16 protein-coding genes and 2 riboswitches are annotated in these 21236 nt (G+C 69.2%); of the genes, 10 read left to right on the top strand and 6 right to left on the bottom strand.

All coding sequences use genetic code 11. The annotated features are described in order from the left end of the window. The first annotated feature begins 11 nt into the window (after positions 1-11). Both C7389_RS25155 and C7389_RS12660 read left to right on the top strand, forming a co-directional pair. Positions 12-293: a hypothetical protein gene (locus C7389_RS25155; protein ID WP_211168354.1), complete on the top strand. Its 282-nt coding sequence runs from the start codon at positions 12-14 to the stop codon at positions 291-293. Position 294: 1 nt separating this feature from the next. Beyond that, positions 295-972 carry a DUF6933 domain-containing protein gene (locus C7389_RS12660; RefSeq protein ID WP_133591949.1) on the top strand — a complete coding sequence of 226 codons (678 nt, stop codon included), beginning with the start codon at positions 295-297 and terminating at the stop codon, positions 970-972. Between the two features lie 86 nt (positions 973-1058). On the opposite strand, the gene C7389_RS12655 is transcribed toward C7389_RS12660, so the two are convergent. The 3 genes from C7389_RS12655 to C7389_RS12645 all read right to left on the bottom strand — a co-directional run bounded on the left by C7389_RS12655 (position 1059) and on the right by C7389_RS12645 (position 4329). Continuing rightward, entirely contained in the window at positions 1059-2639 is a 1581-nt protein-coding gene (locus tag C7389_RS12655) for a phytoene desaturase family protein (protein WP_133591947.1), read from the bottom strand. Between the two features lie 236 nt (positions 2640-2875). Then, entirely contained in the window at positions 2876-3247 is a 372-nt protein-coding gene (locus tag C7389_RS12650; protein ID WP_211168355.1) for a VOC family protein, read from the bottom strand. A 50-nt stretch (positions 3248-3297) separates the two neighbouring features. Next, a complete protein-coding gene (locus tag C7389_RS12645; protein WP_133591943.1) occupies positions 3298-4329 on the bottom strand; it encodes an AraC family transcriptional regulator in 1032 nt (343 codons plus the stop codon). 582 nt (positions 4330-4911) lie between these two features. Here C7389_RS12645 and aceA point away from each other — a divergent pair. Together aceA and C7389_RS12635 are read left to right on the top strand one after the other, a co-directional pair. Further along, the gene (gene aceA / locus C7389_RS12640) at positions 4912-6213 is read left to right on the top strand and encodes an isocitrate lyase (RefSeq protein WP_133591941.1); all 1302 of its coding nucleotides are present in this window, start codon (positions 4912-4914) and stop codon (positions 6211-6213) included. Positions 6214-6392: 179 nt separating this feature from the next. Next, a riboswitch (glycine riboswitch) is annotated at positions 6393-6488 on the top strand. 6 nt (positions 6489-6494) lie between these two features. Further along, a riboswitch (glycine riboswitch) is annotated at positions 6495-6589 on the top strand. A 127-nt stretch (positions 6590-6716) separates the two neighbouring features. Next, positions 6717-7331 (top strand): trimeric intracellular cation channel family protein, encoded by a 615-nt coding sequence (locus C7389_RS12635; RefSeq protein ID WP_133591939.1) that lies wholly within the window; start codon positions 6717-6719, stop codon positions 7329-7331. A 42-nt stretch (positions 7332-7373) separates the two neighbouring features. Here C7389_RS12635 and C7389_RS12630 read toward each other — a convergent pair whose 3' ends face one another. Further along, entirely contained in the window at positions 7374-7769 is a 396-nt protein-coding gene (locus tag C7389_RS12630) for a hypothetical protein (protein WP_211168356.1), read from the bottom strand. Positions 7770-8046: 277 nt separating this feature from the next. Between C7389_RS12630 and C7389_RS12625 the strand changes: the two genes are divergently transcribed. The 3 genes from C7389_RS12625 (at position 8047) to C7389_RS12615 (ending at position 15005) form a co-directional block, all read left to right on the top strand. Then, positions 8047-10590, top strand: a complete 2544-nt coding sequence (locus tag C7389_RS12625) for a putative bifunctional diguanylate cyclase/phosphodiesterase (protein WP_133591938.1) — start codon at positions 8047-8049, stop codon at positions 10588-10590. A 166-nt stretch (positions 10591-10756) separates the two neighbouring features. After that, positions 10757-13405, top strand: coding sequence for an EAL domain-containing protein (locus C7389_RS12620; protein WP_133591935.1), 2649 nt, complete (start codon positions 10757-10759; stop codon positions 13403-13405). Between the two features lie 55 nt (positions 13406-13460). After that, a complete protein-coding gene (locus C7389_RS12615; protein ID WP_133591933.1) occupies positions 13461-15005 on the top strand; it encodes a diguanylate cyclase in 1545 nt (514 codons plus the stop codon). 222 nt (positions 15006-15227) lie between these two features. On the opposite strand, the gene C7389_RS12610 is transcribed toward C7389_RS12615, so the two are convergent. Next, the gene (locus tag C7389_RS12610; protein WP_133591931.1) at positions 15228-15755 is read right to left on the bottom strand and encodes a Spy/CpxP family protein refolding chaperone; all 528 of its coding nucleotides are present in this window, start codon (positions 15753-15755) and stop codon (positions 15228-15230) included. 190 nt (positions 15756-15945) lie between these two features. Between C7389_RS12610 and C7389_RS12605 the strand changes: the two genes are divergently transcribed. The 3 genes from C7389_RS12605 (at position 15946) to C7389_RS12595 (ending at position 19155) form a co-directional block, all read left to right on the top strand. Beyond that, positions 15946-16713, top strand: coding sequence for a response regulator (locus C7389_RS12605; RefSeq protein WP_133591929.1), 768 nt, complete (start codon positions 15946-15948; stop codon positions 16711-16713). Then, positions 16710-18041: an ATP-binding protein gene (locus C7389_RS12600; RefSeq protein ID WP_133591927.1), complete on the top strand. Its 1332-nt coding sequence runs from the start codon at positions 16710-16712 to the stop codon at positions 18039-18041. The genes C7389_RS12605 and C7389_RS12600 overlap by 4 nt, the downstream gene beginning before the upstream one ends. A gap of 238 nt (positions 18042-18279) precedes the next feature. Next, complete coding sequence (locus C7389_RS12595) at positions 18280-19155, top strand: LysR substrate-binding domain-containing protein (protein ID WP_162851728.1); 876 nt, start codon at positions 18280-18282, stop codon at positions 19153-19155. 446 nt (positions 19156-19601) lie between these two features. Here C7389_RS12595 and C7389_RS12590 read toward each other — a convergent pair whose 3' ends face one another. Further along, a complete protein-coding gene (locus C7389_RS12590) occupies positions 19602-21179 on the bottom strand; it encodes a glycerol-3-phosphate dehydrogenase/oxidase (protein WP_133591925.1) in 1578 nt (525 codons plus the stop codon). Positions 21180-21236 lie beyond the last annotated feature (57 nt).

Raw genomic sequence — 21236 nt, 5'->3', positions numbered from 1 at the left:
CACACGGGCTCATGGATAAAAAGGCGCTGTCCGAACGCGATATCTGCACCAGGTTCATCACGCCCGCCATCGCCGCGGGTGGCTGGCGCACCGATGTGCAGATGCGCGAAGAGGTGAATCTCACCGATGGCCGCGTCGTCGTGCGCGGCAACAAGGCCCACCGAAGGCCGGCTGGCAGCCGGACGATCTGCTTTACCAGCCGCCCAAGGCCAACGCCTGGCTGCAAGGCCTGCGGCAGGAGACAGCCGGGTGGCTGCGAACTGACGAGCTGGGCACAGCCCTGGCCAGGCTGAAATGCTGATCTTCAACTGCTCCAGGGCCTTCGCCGACTTCCTCGAGCCCGCCGCGCGACATGGGGTGGAGACGCTGGTGACGCCCGCCCCCTCGCCCGACCCGGACGAGGACGCCGCCGCGCTGCGCACCGGGGCCGCACCGGTGCAGCAATGGCTGGTCCACCTCGTACGGCTGCGCCGCAAGCCCTGCGTGCTGGCGATGGAGTTGCGCACCCGCTACGCGATGGTGTTCACCGGACTGAAGAAAGGGGATGCGGCCGGCTTCATCAACGCGCTGATCGAACGCCTCGCCAATGAGATGGCTTTTGCCGCCAACGAGGCCGGCATGGCGCTGCATCCTCAAGCGCCGATCGCTCGCTTTCTGGCGCATCACCATGCATTCCGCTTCTTCCTGCGTGCCCACCGCAGCGCCCAGGCGCACCTGAAAGAAATCGCCTGGCAACTGGCACACTGCAGCGACGAAGCCGGCGGCCTGCCTGTTGGCCATGAAGCGTGCGCAGCCGTCGACGCCATTGCCAACCGTACGCCGAGAAAAACCAGCACGTCGGAGGACTATTTCTACCCAGGCGAAGAGATGCTGGTCGACTGGCTCATCACCTACTACGCCGGCGTCGCGCCGGATCGTGAAGCGCTGCTGGATAAGATCTCGCGTGGCAAGCGGAATCGCCGCTGCGCTTGAACCGCGGCGGCGAGCGCGGCCCTGATCCCGGCCGGAGATGGGCCAGGAACGGGCCGGGCAGAAACGACGCCCGGCCCTGAGTTCCGTCAGCCCTTCGCCAGCGCGTTGGCGACGTGGAAGCCCGACACCCCGCCCAGCCCCGGCCCCGGATGGGTGGAGGCGCCGATGTGGTACAGGCCCTTCACCGGCGTGGCGTGGTTCTTCGCCCCGGCGAGCGGGCGCCAGAACAGGTACTGGCTCAGCGAGCACTCGCCGGAGTAGGGATCGCCGCCGACCAGGTTGATGTTCATGCTCGCCAGGTCGCCCGGCGAGATCACTTTGCGGCCGACGATGCTGCCCATGAGGTTGGGCACATGCTGAGCGATGCGGGCGAGGATGCGGTCAGCGTAGCGCTCGCGCACTTCCTCGGTCCACCGGCCGTCGGCCGGGGCGGCGATCTCGCCGGCGGCGTCGCCGCGGATTTCACGCGGGCATTCCGGCAGCTGTATCCACATCACCCAGCCGCCGGCGGGCGCACGCGAGGGGTCCAGCGCGGTGGGCTGGGAGACGCAGATGGTGCCGTCGGCCGGCAGCAGGCCGCGTTCGGCTTCGTTCACCGCGCGCGACACCCCGTCCAGCCCGGCGGTGAGGTGCAGGTAGGTGATCTCGCGCAGCGCCGGATCGGCCCACTGCGGCGGCTCCGACAGGGCGAGGTGGATCTGCATGTTGCCCTTGCCGTAGCGGTATTCCGCCGCCTGGCGACGCAGCGGCTCGGTGGTGTGCGCCGACGCCAGCAGGCGGCCGTAGAGCTGGGTGGGGGTGACGTTGCACACCACCTGCGCGGCCTCGAAGATGCGGCCGTCGCTGGTGCGCACGCCACGGGCGCGGCCGTTCTGCACCAGCACTTCGGCGACGTCGGCGCCGGTTTCGAGGCGGCCGCCGCCGGCCTCGATGATGGCGCGGAAGGCGTCCACCGTGCGCGCGTTGCCGCCCTTCACCAGCGGCACGCCCACCGCCTCGATGGAGAAGGCGATGACCTGCGCCATCAGCGCCGACATGGCGCTCTCCGGCCCCAGGCCGGTGTGCAGTATCCACGGCGCCAGCAGCGCATGCACCAGGTCCGACTTGAAGCGCGCTTCCAGCCAGGCGCGGCCGCTCTGCATCGCCGGGCCGAAGAAGGCCAGGGTTTCATGCGCGCCCTGCTTCCACACCCGCCCCGCCACCGTCTTGGCGATGTCCTTGCTCCACAGCTCGCTGCCCAGCATGGCGAAGATGAAGGGCGCGTTCTGCTCGATGAAGGCCATCGCCTCGGCGTAGCTGTCGCCATCGCCGGTGGCCAGCGCGTTCATCGCCGCGATGTTGGCGGCGCGGTCGCGGCGCAGGATGAGCGAGCGGCCGTCCGGCAGCAGCACGCCGGTGGGGGTGTTGTTGTTGCAGTAGTCCAGTCCGTTGGCGTGCAGCCCGTCCTTCAGCTCGGCATAGCCGGGCGAGGTCACGAACAGCGGATGCGCGGCGGACAGGGTGTCGTGCAGATAGCCGGGCGCGGTCAGTTCCTCGCTGCGGATGCAGCCGCCCAGCACGGCCTCCCGCTCCAGCACCAGCACCTTCTTGCCGCGCTTGGCCAGCACGCCGGCGCACACCAGCGAGTTGATGCCGCTGCCGACGACGATGACGTCATGGGCGCTCATGCGCGCACCTCCGCCATCTCGGGTTCAGCCGGCGTTGCGAACGGCATGCGGGGGAAGAGCGTGTTCATGTTTTCGGGCTCCAGGCAGTTGGGGAAATTCGCCCCCTCAGGGTGCCTGTCGCCGAAAGGAGGCGACTAGCCGATTCGCGCACACCGGCTATCCGCTTTGAGCAGGGCTTCGCGGGCTGATGGAGGAGCGCTCAGCGCAGCGGGAAAACGCGCAGCGTGGGAGTCCGCTCAGCCCTCGTCCCACTGGGCCAGGTGCAGCAGCACGCCCGCCGGATCCCACACGTAAGTGACCAGCGCGCCATAGGGCTCCCGCTTCGGCGCCGCCACCCGCACAGTGGGAAAGCGGCCGGACTCCACCAGTGCGGAAATGTCGGCGTGGCAGGCCGCCGCATCCTGCACCGAGATGTGCAGCGCGCAGTTCTCCGCCCATTCCTTCAGGTAGTAGCGCTGCAGGTAGAAGCGAGATGCCCCCACCCTGAACAGCGCCAGGCTGTCGTCCGACCATTCCAGCTCGCAGCCCAGCGCCGAGTAGAAAGCCTGGGACAGCGCGAAGTCCTGCGCTGGCACGAAGGTGCGCAGCTCACCGGCGCCGAGATCCATCAACGCCCTTCCTCATACATATAGGCAAGGCTCATCCGCACACGCACACCTCAATGGCGCAGGAAACAGGTTTCCCGCGGCAGTTCGCCGAAGCGCTCGCGGTAATAGGCGGAGAAGCGCCCCAGATGGCCGAAGCCGTACTCCAGCGCCACTTCGGTCACGCTCACCGCCGGATTGGTGAGCAGCTTGGCGCGCGCCGCCTCCAGCCGCATATTGCGCAGCAGAACCATGGGCGCCACGCCACGGTAGCGATGGCACAGGATGTTGAGCGTGCGTGCGCTGACGCCGGCCGCCTTGGCCAGGTCCGCAAGGGAGATGGGCGCGAACAGCCGGCCGCGCATGTACTCTTCCACCGCCTCCAGCTTGCGCGCCGCCAGGCGGGCGGACGAGGACATCTCGATGACTTCCTCCTCGCTGCCGCGCAGATCGCGCTCCAGGGCAGCGGGTTGATGGGCGAGCAGGAACATCGCCACGGTCTGTTCAAACTGGTTGAGCCAGCCGGGGTGCAGGGCGACGTCGCCCGGTGCCGGCAGCAGGTTCAGCAACTGCTGCACCAGCGCCTGCCATTGCCCCAGCAGGCCGGAATTGAGGATGAAGGCAGACTCCAGCTGTACTTCGCAGTCCGGCACGTTCGGCGGGCAGTGGCTGCGCGGACAGGTGTAACAGGACACCTGCTTGAGCAGATCGAAGGGCACTTTCAGGATCAGCTGCTCGCAACCCGGCTGCCACACCAGGCGGATGTTCCGTCGCGGCGCCACGATCGCCGTCTCGCCCTGCTGTACCGTGAGGCGCACGCCGTCGCACTCGATCTCGGCTGCACCACGAAGGGGCATCTGCACCAAAGCGAAGTCCTTGAACGGCTCCGGGCGCACCTCCACCTCCGGCCCATAGCGCAGCACGAAGAAGCTCATGCGGTTGATGGCCGCGCGAAAAAGCGCGGTGTCCACGCTGCCACGGCGCCACTCCAGGTCGTGCTCAGAGAACTCATGGCTGAGTTGAGCATGGGAAGTGACCGCCGAACGGGACTGGAAAACGCAGTTCCGATAGACCTTGGTCAGGTCCAGATTGGACGAAAGACTCATGGTGTGTCCGCCTCTCCGTTGGCTTTCCGGCCCGTGCCCTATCCCATGTGGAGAAGGGAGGCACCGTCAGCAAGAAAGTCCTTTTATGTACTTATAAGCTGAATTTACACGCCCTCGGGGTCTCCCGCAAACCTGACGAGGGGCGGCTACCCTAGCCAGCGCTTGCAGCCGGAGGACGCATTCTCCGCCTTCCTTAAAGCAAGCACCGGACCAGCTGCCTATCACCAAAGACAGACCCGGGGGCAGCCCCTTGCCTACCGGCCCCGCTGCCACCCGGATGTGCGCCGCAACAGCGCCGGGGCGCCTTTTCGTTTCACCACGCTGACCGACGTTTCACAATGCGGACCGATATTTTCAACACACTGATTTTAAATAAAAACATTTTTTCTTATATCTTATATAAGACATATTGCTGCTGCGCGGGATGCTCCCTATACTGCCCTTCAACCGACGCGGCTTTTCTCCCTCGGAAACGCGGCGGTAGCGCAGTCGAAACCGGCGGGCCTCACCACCCGCCGGCCTGCCGGACAGCCCCCGGATACACGCCGGACATCAAATCCAACCTTTCGACAAGGAAGCATCATGACCCTGACCCGCGAACAGCAAATTGCCGCCATCGAGAAAGACTGGGCCGAAAACCCGCGCTGGAAAGGCATCAAGCGTGGCTACACCGCTGCCGACGTCGTCCGCCTGCGTGGCTCCTTCCAGGTCGAACACACCCTGGCCCGCCGCGGTGCCGAGAAGCTGTGGAGCCTGGTGAACACCGAACCTTATGTGAACTGTCTGGGTGCCCTCACCGGCGGCCAGGCGGTGCAGCAAGCCAAGGCCGGCATCAAGGCCATCTACCTGTCCGGCTGGCAGGTCGCCGCCGACAACAACGAATACGCCGCCATGTACCCGGACCAGTCCCTGTACCCGGTGGACTCCGTGCCGAAGGTGGTGGAGCGCATCAACAACGCCTTCAACCGCGCCGACGAAATCCAGTGGTCCAAGAACATCAACCCGGGTGATGCCGGCCATGTGGAATACCACCTGCCCATCGTTGCCGACGCTGAAGCCGGCTTCGGCGGCGTGCTGAACGCCTACGAGCTGATGAAGGCCATGATTCGTGCCGGTGCCGCTGGCGTGCATTGGGAAGACCAGCTGGCTTCCGTGAAGAAGTGCGGCCACATGGGCGGCAAGGTGCTGGTTCCGACCACCGAAGCGGTGCAGAAGCTGATCGCCGCCCGCATGGCTGCCGACGTCTATGGCGTGCCGACGCTGGTGATCGCCCGTACCGACGCGGAAGCGGCCGACCTGATCACCTCCGACTACGACGAGAACGACAAGCCCTTCCTCACCGGCGAGCGCACCGCCGAAGGCTTCTACAAGACCAAGAAGGGCCTGGAGCAGGCCATCTCCCGCGCCGTCGCCTACGCCGAGTACGCCGACCTGGTGTGGTGCGAAACCGGCACGCCGGATCTGGAGTTCGCCCGCAAGTTCGCTGAGGCGGTGCATGCCAAGCACCCGGGCAAGCTGCTGGCCTACAACTGCTCGCCCTCCTTCAACTGGAAGAAGAACCTGGACGATGCCACCATCGCCAAGTTCCAGCGCGAGTTGGGCGCCATGGGCTACAAGTACCAGTTCATCACCCTCGCTGGCATCCACTCCATGTGGTACAACATGTTCGATCTGGCCCAGGACTACGCCAAGCGCGGCATGTCGGCCTACGTCGAGAAGGTGCAGGAGCCGGAATTCGCCGCCCGCGACCGTGGCTACACCTTCGTGTCGCACCAGCAGGAAGTCGGCACCGGCTACTTCGACGACGTCACCACCGTGATCCAGGGCGGCAAATCCAGCGTCACCGCCCTCACCGGCTCCACCGAAGAAGAGCAATTCCACTGATCGCGGGTCGGGCCGGCCAGGCCGGTCTGCCCATGATGTTCCCTGCGCCCTTGTAATGCGCATTCGCCTCCGCCCCGCAAGGGGCGGGGGCTTTTTTGCGTCCTCGCCCGCCCGCGCAAGGCCGCGCCCCGAATTGGTGCAACAGGGTTTGACCCGGCCACCGCCGGCCGGGATAATCCACCGCTTCCGTGGGAGAGCGAAGCAGGCCACCGCCCGCTTCCGCCGAAGGCGCAGACTCCCGTAATCGCTCAGGCAGCAAGGACCGCGGAAGCATTCGCCGACTGGAGAGCGATCGGCGCAGCCCGTAAGGGCCGCGTAGCCGATCCGCCGAAGACGCAAGCCCGCAACGGGCGAAACGCTCAGGCACAAGGGACAGGGGGAGCGGCGTTACGCAGCATTGCAGCAGGCGCGAGCAACAGGCTCGGCCCGCCGGTGCCGCGTCTCGTGGAGCTTCCCATGCGCTGCCTTGCCCTTCGGCGCGCCCCCTTCCGCGGGGGCCTGCCATGCTGACCACCATCTACCTCATCGCCATCGTCGCCGAAGCCATGTCCGGCGCACTGGCTGCCGGCCGCCGCAACATGGACGCCTTCGGCGTGGCGGTGATCGCCTTCGTCACCGCGCTGGGCGGCGGCACCGTGCGCGACCTGGTGCTCGGCCACTTCCCGCTGTCGTGGACGCAGCATCCGGAATACATCTACCTGGTGATAGGCGCCGGCCTGGCGACCATCCTGTTGGCGCGCCACCTGCACCACCTGAAGCGGCTCTTCCTGGTGCTGGACGCGCTGGGGCTGGTCGCCTTCTCCGTCATCGGCTGCCAGGTGGCGCTGGCGATGGGCTACGCCCTGCCGGTGGTGGTGATGGCCGGCATGATCACCGGCATCTGCGGCGGCGTGCTGCGGGATGTGCTGTGCAACCAGGTGCCGGTGGTGTTCCGGCGCGAGCTGTATGCCAGCGTGTCGCTCGCCGTCTGCGCGCTCTACCTGGGCCTGCAGGCCGTTGGCGTGGGGCAGCAGATCGCACTGCCGGCGGCCTTCGGCCTGGGCCTCAGCCTGCGCATGGCGGCGCTGTGGCGGGGCTGGAAGCTACCGACCTTTTCCTATCGGGAACGCTGGGAATGAAGGAGCGGGCGCCGCTGCTTTAACGCCCGCGGCGGCGGGAAGTCAGTCCTTGCCGCCTTCCGCGCGCCGCAGTGCGCGCACCATCTCCCGCACCACTTCGCGATGCGGCGCCGACAGCGCCGCGATCTCACGGGCGAGCTGGAAATCGACTTCCGGTTGCGGCTCGTCGCTGGCCGTCACGCTCATCGCCCCCTCGCCGAAGCGCAGCCACTCGGCGCTCACGCCCAGCCAGCGCGCCAGCACCCGCAGCCGCGCCTGCGCCGGTATGGACTCACCCAGCAGCCATTTGCGCGTCGCATGCGGCGTCACCGGCGTGCCCGGATAGCGGCGGTTGAACTCCCGCGCCAGGTCGGTCGCGCCGGGTTCCACCATGCCAGCCCGCTCCAGCGTCTGCCGCAGGCGCGTACTGAAGGCCTCTCGTTCGATGCTCGATTGCATGCGCGGAAACTAACAACCCGGTAACCGCCAATCAGCCGCTCCCTGCCGATTGACCAACTGTCGACTTTCGCGCACAATCAATTTGACTAACGGTCGACTTGAAATGAATAACCAGATGACACAAACCACCAACAGCAAAGGAATCCAGCGCCGGGCGCCGCAACCTCCCCCCTCCCCGCCCGGCGGCCCGCAGACAGCCCTGCCGAGCCCCGCCCGCCTGCGGACGCACGCCCCTGCGCCCTCAAGCGGGCCGGCATGATAACCGGCGCCCGATCCGGTGCATGCCGCCCTGCCCCGCGACCGCTACCCCGCGCCGCCCTGCTGCAGGGTGGGCACTAGCACGCTGATCGCGGCCGAACCGGCTCCCGACGACGAGGCCGCCGCCCCCAAGGCGCTGGCGCCGGGCATGGCAAACCCCACCGCCATCCCGGCCCCAGGCGCATCCGGTAGCACTCCGGACGCCGCCCTGGCCACCCCCAGCCCCCACTCTGCCACCCACTCCGCCCCCTCTCCCACCGCACCCGCGACTTCACCCCCGGCGCGACAGCCCATTCCGGCCGAAAGCACCGCACCCGCTGTTCCGACAGGCGCACCAGCGTCCCCGGGTGGCGGCCCCGCGGGCCTGTCCGACACCGCCGCCGCGCACCTGACCACCCTCGGACTGCTACAGGCTGGCCAGGCCGTCCTCATCCTCGATGCAACGCTGCGCATCGCCCATGCCAGCGCCGGCTTCGAGCATCTCTTCGGTTACCCGGCGGCGGAAAGCCTGGGACGGTGGCCGAACGAACTGCTCGGCGGCCCGCATTCCGACCCGGCCACCCTCGCCAGCCTGCGCCGCCTGCTCCGCCATCCGCAGCAGTGGCAGGGCGAAGAGCTGCTCTACGACCGCGCCGGCCAGCCACGCTGGGCCAGCATCACCCTGATACCCCTGCGCGACGGCCGCCACCGCCGCCTGCTCTGCCTGCTGAGCGACGTCACCTCGCGCAAGATGCCGGAAACACTCCGCCAGCGCGCCCTCGACGCCCTCACCCGGGACGCACCCCTGGCAGCGCTGCTGGACATCCTGTGCCGCGAGGCGGGCCGCATTGCGCCGGCGGTGGCGCTTGCCGTCTTCGGCCCCGCCAGCCCCGAGACCTGGACTGAGGAGTCCACCGCCAGTGCCACTCCGCTCAAGCTGCTCGCCGCGCCTGCGCTTTCCACGCCCGCCGCGCTGGCCGCCGCCACCGCGCCGCCGGCGCCTACCCTGACCAGCCTGACCGCCACCCTCACCGACAGCCGCGAACTCGCGGACTGGAGCGGCTACCACGCGCGCCTCTCCAACGCCGGCTATCCCGCCAGTTGGGTCGGCCTCCTCAGTGGCAGCGATGGCAGCCCCCTGGGCGCGCTGGTCTTCCACTATCCGAACGCCGATGCCCGGCCGGACGAGCTGCAACTGCGCCTGGCCGAAGTCTGCCAACCGCTCTGCACCCTCGCGCTGGAACGCGAGCTGGCGCGCTCGCGCATCCACCACCTCGCTTTCTACGACCCGCTCACCCGCCTGCCCAACCGCCGGCTGCTCGCCGCCCAGGCTGGCCGGCTGATCGCCCAGGTCGCGCGCGCCCGTGCCCCGCTGGCAGTGCTTTTCCTCAACCTGGACCGCTTCAAGCAGGTCAACGACACGCTGGGCCACGCCGCCGGCGACACCCTGCTGCGCGAAACCGCCCGCCGCCTGCGCGAAAGCGCCCGCGGCGGCGATCTGCTTGGCCACCTCGGTGGCGACGAATTCGCCCTCGTCCTCCCCCAGGCCGATGCACTGCGCGCCGCCGCCAGCGCCGAACGCCTGCTCGCCGCGCTGGCCTGCACTTATCCGTTGAACGGCATCACGCTGACACCCACCGCCAGCATAGGCATCAGCCTGTTCCCGGAGGACGGCCAGGAGCTGGATACCCTGCTGCGCCACGCCGACCTCGCCATGCATCAGGCCAAGAACGGCCAGCGCCCCGCCGTCCATGCCATCCACTTCTTCCGCGCCGACATGAACCGGCTGGCGCGCGAACGCCTGGCACTGGAGATCGCCCTGCGCGAAGCCCTCGCCCAGCCCGAGGGCCTGCAGCTGCATTACCAGCCGCAGGTCCGCCTGGCCAGCGGGGTGCTGCGGGGCGTGGAAGTCCTCGCCCGCTGGCGCCACCCGCAATACGGCGACATCCAGCCGGCCCGCTTCATCGCCCTGGCCGAGGAATGCGGCCTCATCGACCGCCTCGGCCTGCACATGCTGGACGGCGCCTGCCGCCAACTCGCCGACTGGCGCCGCCGCGGCCTGGCGGTACCGGCGGTGGCGGTCAACCTCTCCGCCCACCACTTCCGCGATCCGGCACTGCCAGCACAGATCGCCCGCCTGCTGCTGCAGCACGGGCTGCAGCCGGCCGACCTCATCATCGAAGCCACCGAAAGCGTGATGATGGACAGCGACGGCGGCACGCTGGACATCCTGCACGCCCTGCACCGCGCCGGGCTGCGCATTGCCATGGACGACTTCGGCACCGGCTACTCCAGCCTGGGCGACCTCTGCCGCCTACCGATCAGCGAGCTGAAGCTGGACCGCCGCTTCGTCGCCGACCTGGCGGGCGACGACCGCGCCCTGGCGCTTACCGACACCGTGATCCGCATGGGCGAGAGCCTGGGCCTCTCGGTGCTGGCCGAAGGCGTGGAAACCGAAGCCCAGCGCCGCCGGCTGCAGGCGCTGGGCTGCCAGCTCGCGCAGGGCTTCCTGTTCGCCCGGCCCATGGCCGCCGCCGAGTTCGAACAGTGGCTGGGCCAGCGGGCGGAAAAACGCCCGCGCTGAACAACAGCGCGGCCGTGCTAAGCCCAAAGCGGTATCGAACTTGCTTTAGCGGGAAAGCCGTTGCGGCCGTAATCCGAGCCGAACGTGCAGCCGCCCCTGCCCGTCGGGGAAAAAACCGCTGTGCGCCCGGAAATACAACGACTTGCCTAGCTGAGCCTGCTCGACGATGCCGCCACCCCCGATCACGCTGACGCCCGCCGATGTCGTCAAGCCGACACACGCAACGGAAAAACGCCCGCCCCTGCCGGAGTTGCCGCTGCTGCGCCACACCGCGCTCACCGGCGCCACCAACGCCGGCGAGATCCTGGTGCAGACGCTGGAGCAGGCGATAGACGCGGTGGTGGTCATCGACGAGCACAACCGGGTGGTGTTCTTCAATGCGGCCGCCGAGCGGCTATGGGGCTGGGGCAACCGGGAAGTCATCGGCCGCAGCGTCACCATGCTGGTGCCCGCCGACATCCAGCCGCGCCACGACGAACTCATAGAGCGCAACCGGCGCACCAATGAGAGCCACATCGTCGGCTCCAGCCGCAAGGTGAGGCTGGAGCGCAAGGACGGCCGGGCCCTGTGGGCCACGCTGTCGCTGTCGCGCATCACGGTGGACAGGCGGGTGATGTACACCGCCTTCCTGCGCGACGTCACCCGCGAGCATGAAGACCAGGAGCAGCTGCGACTGCTGTCGCTGGGCACCGACGCCACCGGCAACGCGGTGATCATCACCGACGACGAACACCGCATCGTCTTCATCAACGCCGGCTTCCGCCGCCTGTTCGGCCACGACGCCGAGGAAGCCTGTGGCCGCAGGCCCGGAGAGCTGCTGGCCGGCGCCCACACCGAGGCCGCCAGCCTCGCCCGCCTGGATGGCCAGCAGCACCGCGGCGAAACCTTCCGCGCCGACGAGATCGTCTATCGCAAGGACGGACGGCCGCTGTGGGCCTCGCTGGTCATGGACCCGATACACCGCGAGGACGGCAGCCTGCGCAACTGCGTGATCGCCCTCACCGAGATCACCCGCAGCAAGATGTACGAGCTGCTCCAGCGCAGCGTGCTCGAAACCATGATCCAGGACCGCCCGGTGCGGGAGGTGATGGACACCGTCTGCCGCAAGGTGGAGAGCATCGCCCCGGAACTGCGGGTGGCCATCCTGGTGGCCTCGGACGACAGCAAATACCTGCGCCTGCTCGCCGCCCCCAGCGTGCCGGAGGTGTTCAGGCCGGTGCTGCACCAGTTGCCGATCGCGCCGGACTCCGCCTCCAGCGGCACCGCCGCCTGGTACGGCACGTCGGTGGAGGCCAGCTCGGTGGCCAGTTCGCCGGCCTGGGCGCCCTACCGCGAGCTGGCGGCGGCGGCCGGCATCGCCGCCTGCTGGGCGCACCCCATCAAGGCGCGCAACGGCCGGGTGCTGGGCACGCTCGCCTGCTACTTCGTGGACCAGCGCCGGCCGGACGATCTGCACCGCCAACTGGTGGAGTTGTGTGCGCCGCTGTGCGCGGTGGCGATAGAACGCGAAGCGGCCAAGATCCACATCGAGCGCCTCGCCTTCTACGACGCCCTCACCGGCCTGCCCAACCGCCGCCTGCTGCTCGCCCAGGCCAGCCGCGCCCTTGCCCTGTGCGCCCGCCACGGTACGCCGCTGGCGATGCTGTTCATCGACCTCGACCGCTTCAAGCAGGTGAACGACACCCTGGGCCACGACAGCGGCGACGCCCTGCTGCGCGAGATCGCCCAGCGCCTGCAGGAATGCGTGCGCGACGCCGACCTGGTCGGCCGCCTGTCCGGCGACGAGTTCGCCATCGTGCTGCCGCAGACCAACGCCGAGCAGGCCTGCGCGGCGGTGGAGCGGCTGCTCGCCAGCCTCGCCCGCCCGCTGCAGGTGGCCGGCGCCCGGCTCAATCCCTCCGCCAGCATCGGCGTCAGCCTGTTCCCGGACAACGGCTGCGATGTAGACACCCTGCTGCGCCACGCCGATGTCGCCATGTACCAGGCCAAGGCCGCCGGCCGCAACGCCTACGAATTCTTCAGCCCGGAGATGAACCGCTACGCCCACGAGCGCATGGCGCTGGAGGCGGCGCTGCGCGACGCCCTCAGCGGCGGCGGCCTGTACCTGCACTACCAGCCCCAGCTGCGGCTGGACGACAACCGCCTGTACGGCGTGGAAGCGCTGGCGCGCTGGCGCGATCCGCACTTCGGCGACGTGCCGCCCTCCCACTTCATTCCGCTGGCAGAGGAATGCGGCCTCATCGTCGAGCTCGGCCGGGTGGTGCTGGACGAAGCCTGTCGCCAGCTCGCCGACTGGCGCCGGCGCGGCGTGCCGATTCCTTCGGTATCGCTCAACCTCTCTTCGCCCCACTTCCGCGACCCCACACTGCCGGCGCTGATCGCCGACACCCTGGCCCGCCACTGCCTCACCCCGCGCGACATCACCCTGGAAGCCACCGAGAGCATGGTGATGGACGCCCACCCCATCACCCAGGAGAACGTCGCCGCCATCCACGCCGCCGGCGTGCATCTGGCGCTGGACGATTTCGGCACCGGCTACTCCAGCCTGGGCTACCTGCGCAGCCTGCCGGTGAGCGAGCTGAAGCTGGACCGCAGCTTCATCCGCGACCTCGGCCGCGACGACAAGACCGGCGCGCTGGTGGACGCAGTCATCCGCATGGGCGAGAGCCTCAACCTCACCGTCGTCGCCGAAGGCATAGAGCGGCAAGAGCAGGCCCGCTTCCTCGCCCGGCACGGCTGCCACATCGGGCAGGGTTATCTCTATGCCCGTCCGCTAGCCCCGGATACGCTGGAACAGTGGCTGGCAGGGCGATAAGGCAGCTGCCAAGAATCACACGGGTAATACTTTCGGCGCATGGCATGCTAGCCCCATGCTTACCGCCAACGAACCCAGCCTCCATGCTGCCCAGCTCGGCTTCGCCCGCAAGTCCTACTTGCCGCGCGTGCTAGGGCTGGCCGTGGGTTCGCCACTGGTTCTCACCGTCTTCCATCACACCGGCGCCCCGCTGGCGGAATGGATAGGCCTGCTGCTCTATTGCTTCGTCTGGCCGCACCTGGCCTGGGCCTGGGCGCGGCGGGCAGGCAATCCCTTCCGCGCCGAACAGCGCAACCTGCTGGTCGACCAGTTCGCCGGTGGCTTCTGGATTGCGCTGATCGGCTTCAACGCCCTGCCCAGCGCGCTCACCATCACCCTGCTGTGCATGAGCAGCCTGACCGCCGGCGGCATGCAGCTGCTCGGCCGCGGCCTCGCCTGGCAGGCCGCCGGCCTGGTGTTGGGGCTGCTCCTCGGCGGCTTCCGCTGGCTGCCGGAATCCACCATGGCCAACATACTGTCCTGCCTGCCGCTGCTGCTCACCCACCCGCTGCTGGTGGCGCACACCGCCCACCAGGCCATCACCAAGTTGCGCAACAAGCGCGCCGAACTGGAGCACCAGACGCGCCACGACGGCCTTTCCGGCCTCTACAACCGCAGCCATTGGGAAGCCCAGGTACGCAACGAATTCGCCCGCTACCGCCGCGCCGGCCTGCCGGCCACCCTGGTGCTGACGGACATCGACCACTTCAAGCGCATCAACGACGATCACGGCCACGAAGCCGGCGACGACGCCATACGCCGCTTCGCCGGCCTGCTGCGCGAGTGCCTGCGCACCACCGACATCGCCGGCCGCTACGGCGGCGAGGAATTCGGCATGCTGCTGCCGCAGACCCGCGCCAAGGAAGCACGCGTGCTGATCGAGCGCCTGCGCGCCCGCCTGCATGAAACCCCGCTGCTGGACGACACCCTGGTCACCGCCAGCTTTGGCGTCGCCGAACTCAGCCCCGACCTGGACAGCCACGAAGCCTGGATGCGGCTGGCCGACCAGATGCTGTACCGCGCCAAGCACCAAGGGCGGGACCGCGTCGCCGGCCTGGACTTCGGCGAGCCGCCAGCCGCCACCACGCCGCCCCTCCCGCCGGCACGGCAGTTCGGCAGCGCGCGCGAGAACGGCTTCGCCCTCACCGCCCTGCTGAGCGGGCTGGACAGCATGCGCCAGCCGATGGCGCTGCTGGACGCATCCGACCGCCTGGTGCTCACCAACGACGCCTTCCGCGAACTCCACCAGCTGCCACCCACCGTCAGCACCTACGCCGGCCTGATCCGCCACTGCCACAGCAAGCAGGTCGGCCCCCGCATCGGCGATGCCGAGCTGGACACCTGGCTGCGCCTCACCGAGCGCAAGCGCCACAGCCACCCCAACCATGTATTCGACGTTTACATGGTCGACGGCCGCCGCTTCCGCGTCACCGAGAGCACCTGTGCCGGCTGGATCCTGATGGTGCTGACGCAGTTGAACGAAGAGGTACCGACCGCGGCGGCGCTGCCTTACCTGCCCCGTCAGCGGGTTTCCCCCGCGCCGCTGAGCCAGGCCGGCTGAAGCGGGCGGCGGCTTCAAGCAGCAGGCCTTCCGCCCGCGCCCGGCAGCAAGGGGCCATCTTTCCTCCGACCGGGCGCCCAAGCCCGGCCTCCCTGGCCTTCTCCCGGCGCCCCTCCACGCCAAAGGCGTCGCACCGCGTGAACGGCGGAACGGCCCGTCGCCGGGCCGTTCCGCCTCCCCGCGCCGCCATCGACGCGGGCGGGTGTGTACTGCGACTGAAGCTCAGTGGCCCTGCTGCGGGCCAGCATCGCGGCCCGGGCCCTTGCCCGGACCACGGTGGTCGCCACGCGGGTCGGGGCCCTTCATGAACTCGGCGTCGAACACCTTCTTCTGCGCGTCGCTCAGCCGCGGGTAGAGCGTATCCACCGCCTTGCGGGTCTCGGCCAGCTCGGCCAGGCGCAGCTGGCTCATTTCCTCCATCTTCGCCAGACGCTCGCTGGCGGTACGGGGCGCCTCCGCCTTGTCCTTGCGTGCGGCGAAGCGTTCGCCAGCCTTGGCCTGCTGGGCGGCGATGCTGGTCTTGAACTGATCCCACGCGGCTTGCTGTTCCGGCTTGATCGCCAGCGCCAGCTCCAGCCTGGCGAGGCGCAGCTCGGCGTGCTGCTGGGCCTTCTCCGGCGAGGTCTGGGTCCAGCCCGGCCCACGGCCCGGGCCGCGGTGGTCGTCGTCCCGGGCGAATGCAGCGGTGGTGCCCAGCGCATGAACGGCGATGACGGCGGCGGCAATCGAGGTCTTCATCCAGGTCTTCATGTGTCTCTCCTTGCGTTGATGTGCCCGTTCGTTCGGGCGACGGAGCCATTTGAACAGCGCCGTGTAAGCCGCATTTGTCTCGCAAGGGCTGCTTTTGCATGAACATGTCTCCCGGCCCGCTCCGGATACGCAGGGATACAAAGCCACCACAGCCGGACCTTAAGATGCGTCCCACGGAGAGATCACGACCATGAGCAATCAGCAAGACCACATCCTGATCGTCGATGACGACCGCGACATCCGCGGCCTGCTGGCCGACTACCTCGAAAAGCAGGGCCTGCGCTGCACCACCGCCGCCGACGGCCGCGAGATGAAGGCGGCGCTGGAGAAACACCGGGTGGACCTCATCGTGCTCGACCTGATGATGCCCGGCGAGGACGGCCTCACCCTGTGCCGCAACCTGCGCGCCACCCACGCCCACGCCAACACGCCCATCCTGATGCTGACCGCCCGCGGCGAAGACATGGACCGCATCATCGGCCTGGAGATGGGCGCCGACGATTACCTGCCCAAGCCCTTCGTGCCGCGCGAGCTGTACGCCCGCATCCGCGCCATCCTGCGCCGTGCCCGCGCGCTGCCGCCCAACCTGGAAGCCTCCCCGCCCGGGCAGGCGCGCGAGCTGCACTTCGCCGGCTGGCGGCTGGATACGGTGAACCGCCACCTCATCGACGGGGCCGGCACGGTGGTGCCGCTGTCCGGCGCCGAATACCGCATGCTGGGCGTGTTCCTCGCCCATCCGCAGCGGGTGCTGTCGCGCGACCAGCTGATGGAATTCACCCAGGGCCGCGAGGCGGACGTGTTCGACCGCTCCATCGACCTGCTGGTGAGCCGGCTGCGCCAGCGCCTGGGCGACAACGCCCGCGAGCCGGCCATCATCAAGACGGTGCGCAATGAAGGCTATGTGCTGAGCAGCGAGGTGCACAGCGTCGGCCAACTCGGCGGCGAGGGCGCGCAATGAGGCTGCCGCTGCCGCGCAGCCTGTTCGCCCGCCTGATGCTGATCTGGCTGCTGGGCATGGCAGTGGTGCTGGCGGTGAGCTTCGCCCTCTTCGTCGGCGAGCGCGACCGCGTCGGCCGCAACGTGCTGTTCGAGGGCATCGCCCAGGAAATCGCCGCCACCGTGCAGGTGCTGGAGCGCCTGCCGCCCCAGGAGCGCGCCGGCTGGATAGACGACCTCGGCCGCCGCCGCCTGCGCCTGGCCCTGCGCCCGCCGCCGGACAACGCCCAGCCGGTGCGCGACCACGCCCTGCTGCGCGCGCTAGGCACCGCCCTGCCGGACCACAAGGCCAGCCTCACCGTCGTCCAGCGGCCGGACAACCATCCCTTCTACCTGGTCACCATCCCGCTGCGCGACGGCACGCCCTTGAGCGTGCGCCTGCCCGGCATCGGCCCGGAACCCGGCCCGCCGCTGGCGCCGCCGGATCGCCTCATCGCCGCGCTGGCGGCGCTGGTCATCGGCGTCGCCCTGCTCACCTGGCTGGCGGTGCGCATCGCCACCCGGCCGCTGTCGCGGCTGGCCGCCGCCGCCCGCGCCCTGGGCGAAGACCCGGAGCGCGCGCCGATGAGCTCCAGCGGCCCCACCGAGGTAGCCCAGGCCGCCGCCGCCTTCAACCAGATGCAGCAGCGCATCCGCGAGCATGTGGCCGAGCGCACCCGCATCCTCGCCGCCATCTCCCACGATCTGCAGACGCCCATCACCCGCCTGCGCCTGCGCGCCGAGATGGTGGACGAGGAAAACCTGCGCGACCGCATCCAGGCCGACCTCGACGCCATGCAATCGCTGGTCAAGGAAGGACTGGCCTACGCCCGCAGCATGGACGCCTCCAGCCCGCCGCAGCCGGTGAGCCTGGAAAGCCTGGCCGACGTGCTGCGCGCCGACGCCGCCGACCTCGGCTGGACGGTCACCGTCAGCGGCAGCGCGCCCACGCCCTGCCCCAGCCGCCCTACGGCGCTGCGCCGGGCGCTGTGGAACCTGGTGGAGAACGGGGTGAAGTTCGGCGGCGAGGTCAACATCACGCTGGCCGAGTTGCCGGACCGCTACGAGATCCGCATCCGCGACCACGGCCCCGGCCTGCCGGCGGATGAGTTGGAGAAGGTGTTCGAGCCGTTCTACCGCACCGAGTCCTCCCGCAACCGCGAAACCGGTGGCACCGGCCTGGGCCTGGCGATCGCCCGCAACCTGCTGCGCGCCCAGCGTGGCGAGGTGGCGCTGGGCAACCATCCCGAGGGCGGGCTGGAAGCGCGGGTGACGCTGCCGCGGGCAGTTAGTGACCCAGCAAGCAGGTAAGCACGGCCATTCGCCCTGAGCCCCGCGGCGGGTGCAGGGCGCTGCAGGATGCGGGCCTGCCCCGGAGCCTGCCGAAGAAGGCGGGGTGGAGGGCCACCGGCTATTGAGTTGCCGGCTTGCCTGCTGATGCGGCTGGCGCCCCCGAACGGCCAATTGCAGCCTTTCGCAGCGCCGCCGCCGCTTCGCCGCCTCTCGCCCGCGGCGGTAGTATCGCTACCATGCCCGCCGCCACCCAGCCATGATCCGCCTGCCGCCCCTGCCCGCCCTGGTCGCCTTCGAGGCCGCCGCCCGCAGCGGCAGCTTCCTGGCTGCGGCCGAGGAGCTGCACCTCACGCCCTCCGCCATCAGCCACCGCATCCACGCGCTGGAAGACTGGCTGGGCCTGCCGCTGTTCGAGCGCCACAACCGGCTGGTGACGCTGACCGCCGCCGGCCAGGATTACCTGGTCGAAGTCCGCGCCGCCCTGCGCCGGCTGGAAACCGCCAGCACCCGTCTGCGCCGCCTGGAAGCACGGCCGCTGCGCCTGTCGGTGGCGCCAGCGATCGGCGCCAAATGGCTGGTCGGCCAGCTCGCCGACTACCCGCAGGAAGACCCGCGCATCGACTTCGTGCTCTCCACCTCCACCAGCCTGGCGCCGCTCACCGCCGGCGAGGCCGACGTCGGCCTGCGCTACGGCGATCCGCCCTGGCCGGGGCTGGAGGCCTACGAGCTGCGGCGCGAAACCGTCTTCCCTGTGTGCAGCCCCGCCCTCGCCGACCGCCTCGCCCGGCCCGCCGACCTGGACGGCCAGCGCCTGCTGCGCCATCCGCTGCTGGCGTGGTCGCCCTGGTTCGCTGCCGCCGACCTGGCCCGTGGCGAGCCGGCCGAAGGCCCGCTGTTCGAGGACTCGATGATGATGCTGGAGGCCGCCGCCGCCGGCGCCGGCATCGCCCTCACCGTCAGCCTGCTGGCCAAGCCCTATCTCGCCGCCGGCACGCTGGTAAAGCCGTTCGACATCGAAGTGGCGGACAAGGGTTTCTATGCCGTCGTCTCGCCAGCGGCGCAGACCCTGCCCTGGGTGCGGCACTTCGTGCGCTGGTTGCAAGCGCGGGCACGGGCTACCACTTCCGATTAGCAATTAACCGCAAAGCAAGTACAGTTAATACGTGACTGATTTCGCACCTCAATAGATAAATTGATTGGAGTAGTACAAAAGTCTAGCTCAAAGGCCCAAAATGGGTATATCTACCCTCTTCAATTAAGAATAAATGCCTTTGCATCGCGCTCGTTCGCTTTCCGGATTTCTCTGCTTGGCAGCCCTCTTCAGCCTCTCCTTCCCTGCTCAAGCTGACCTCGGCCCCGATTCCGCAGATACCCGCTCCCTGCTTGAAGCAGCCACACATACCGCACGACTTTCAGCCGAATGCGACCATTCGCCAAAAGCCCGGTTGGAGTCCAAAGGGCACGGTGAGAACCTCATCGTCGTGAGCTGCAGTAATGGCTACTCTTTCTCCTTGCCTATTTCTGCTGTCAAGGCTTTTCAAACCCGGCAAGGAATGGCAAAGCAGCCAACAGCGGCGCCTACCGTGAAGTAGCAGAGGCGGCCGCATAGCTTTGCGCCAGCATGCGAAAACGCTTCACCTGTAGCTCGCACCAATTTCCGTCCCGGCCAAGCTCGTCGGCCAAGATGACGGCCACTTGCCCGGCAATCTGTTCCGCCAAACGAACATCCAGGAAGAGCGCGCGGTGCCGCCGCGCCAGCACATCCTCCACGCTCAGCGCGTATTCCGCCCGCGCGGCGTGGCGCACCTCGGCCTCGGTCAGCGTCAGGCCCTCCAGCAGGCGGCGGCCGGCGCCGGGCAGGGCTTCCACCGCCTCGCGGTCGCTGCCGTAGGGGTCGTCGCCCTCCCGCGCGCCATGCAGCCTCAAGGTGGCGGTCGCCGCGGCCCGCCGTGGCAGGCCAGCCACCGCCAGGGCGCGGTCCACCGCCTCTTCGGCCATATGGCGATAGGTGGTCCACTTGCCGCCCAGCACGCTGACCAGGCCGGTGGCGGAAACCTCGATCAGATGCTCCCGCGACAGGCCGCCAGTGGGGCGCTCGTCATTGCCCATGCCCCCGCCGATCAAGGGCCGCAGGCCGGCGAACTGGCTGAGTACATCCTGCCGCCGCGGCGGGCGTTCGAGGTAGGCGGCGGCGGTATCGAGCACGAAATCCACCTCGCCCGGCAAAGGCTGCGGCTCCAGCGGCAAGTCTGCACGCAGGCTGTCGGTGGTGCCCAGCAGCAGCCGGCCCTGCCAGGGAATCATGAACAGCACCCGGCCGTCGGCGGTGCGCGGCACCAGCAGGGCGTCCGTGCCGGGCAGGAAACCGCGGTCTACCACCAGGTGGATGCCCTGGCTGGGCCGCAGCAGCGGCGGCGTCGCCGGCTGGGCGAGGCGGCGCACGCTGTCCGCCCACACGCCGGTGGCGTTGATGACCACCCGGGCGGCCACCCGGAACACGCGCCCGCCCGCCTCCTGCAACACCGCGCCGCGCAGCCGGCCGCCCTCCACCAGCAGATCGGCAAGCGCGCAGTAGTTGAGGGCGAGGCCGCCCAGGTCTTCCACCGTGCGCGCCAGGGCCAGCGCCAGGCGGGCGTCGTCGAACTGCGCGTCCCAGTAGGCGATGCCGCCCCGCAGGCCGGCGGTCTTCACCGTCGGCAGGGCGGCGCGCGTCTGCGCCACGTCCAGCACCCGGCTGCGGGCGATGCCGCCCTGACTGCCGAAGCCGCCGAGGAGATCGTAGGCGCCCAGGCCTACGGCCAGCAGGGCGGTGTCGCGCCGGCGGTAGCTGGGCACGACGAAGCGCAGCGGATGCACCAGATGGGGCGCGTTGGCCAGCAGGCGGGCGCGCTCGGCCAGCGCCTCGCGCACCAGCGGCAGATTGCCCTGGGCGAGGTAGCGCACGCCGCCGTGTACCAGCTTGGTGGCGCGCGAACTGGTGCCCTTGGCGAAGTCCTGCGCTTCCACCAGCAGCACCTTGTAGCCGCGGGCGGCGGCATCCACCGCGCAGCCCAGGCCGGTGGCGCCGCCGCCGATGACGAGCATGTCCCACTCCGGCGTTTCCGCCAGCCGGGCGAGCGCGGCGGCGCGGCTTGCGGCGGCGGGCGTCAGCGCCATCCCGCCTCCCCTGCCTCCGGCCCCGGCCGGCGCGGAACACGCAGGCCGCCGCGGAAC

Origin of the sequence: Azoarcus indigens, assembly GCF_004361735.1 — a bacterium.
Taxonomy (GTDB): domain Bacteria; phylum Pseudomonadota; class Gammaproteobacteria; order Burkholderiales; family Rhodocyclaceae; genus Azoarcus; species Azoarcus indigens.
Note: the sequence above shows the minus strand (reverse complement) of the source record. Positions and strands in the feature narration are given on the sequence as shown.

Coding starts and splice junctions, on each gene's coding strand:
- C7389_RS25155 (WP_211168354.1), top strand. CDS start 12: ATGGATAAAAAGGCGCTGTCCGAACGCGATATCTGCACCAGGTTCATC.
- C7389_RS12660 (WP_133591949.1), top strand. CDS start 295: ATGCTGATCTTCAACTGCTCCAGGGCCTTCGCCGACTTCCTCGAGCCC.
- C7389_RS12655 (WP_133591947.1), bottom strand. CDS start 2,639: ATGAGCGCCCATGACGTCATCGTCGTCGGCAGCGGCATCAACTCGCTG.
- C7389_RS12650 (WP_211168355.1), bottom strand. CDS start 3,247: ATGGATCTCGGCGCCGGTGAGCTGCGCACCTTCGTGCCAGCGCAGGAC.
- C7389_RS12645 (WP_133591943.1), bottom strand. CDS start 4,329: ATGAGTCTTTCGTCCAATCTGGACCTGACCAAGGTCTATCGGAACTGC.
- aceA (WP_133591941.1), top strand. CDS start 4,912: ATGACCCTGACCCGCGAACAGCAAATTGCCGCCATCGAGAAAGACTGG.
- C7389_RS12635 (WP_133591939.1), top strand. CDS start 6,717: ATGCTGACCACCATCTACCTCATCGCCATCGTCGCCGAAGCCATGTCC.
- C7389_RS12630 (WP_211168356.1), bottom strand. CDS start 7,769: ATGCAATCGAGCATCGAACGAGAGGCCTTCAGTACGCGCCTGCGGCAG.
- C7389_RS12620 (WP_133591935.1), top strand. CDS start 10,757: ATGCCGCCACCCCCGATCACGCTGACGCCCGCCGATGTCGTCAAGCCG.
- C7389_RS12615 (WP_133591933.1), top strand. CDS start 13,461: ATGCTTACCGCCAACGAACCCAGCCTCCATGCTGCCCAGCTCGGCTTC.
- C7389_RS12610 (WP_133591931.1), bottom strand. CDS start 15,755: ATGAAGACCTGGATGAAGACCTCGATTGCCGCCGCCGTCATCGCCGTT.
- C7389_RS12605 (WP_133591929.1), top strand. CDS start 15,946: ATGAGCAATCAGCAAGACCACATCCTGATCGTCGATGACGACCGCGAC.
- C7389_RS12600 (WP_133591927.1), top strand. CDS start 16,710: ATGAGGCTGCCGCTGCCGCGCAGCCTGTTCGCCCGCCTGATGCTGATC.
- C7389_RS12595 (WP_162851728.1), top strand. CDS start 18,280: ATGATCCGCCTGCCGCCCCTGCCCGCCCTGGTCGCCTTCGAGGCCGCC.
- C7389_RS12590 (WP_133591925.1), bottom strand. CDS start 21,179: ATGGCGCTGACGCCCGCCGCCGCAAGCCGCGCCGCCGCGCTCGCCCGG.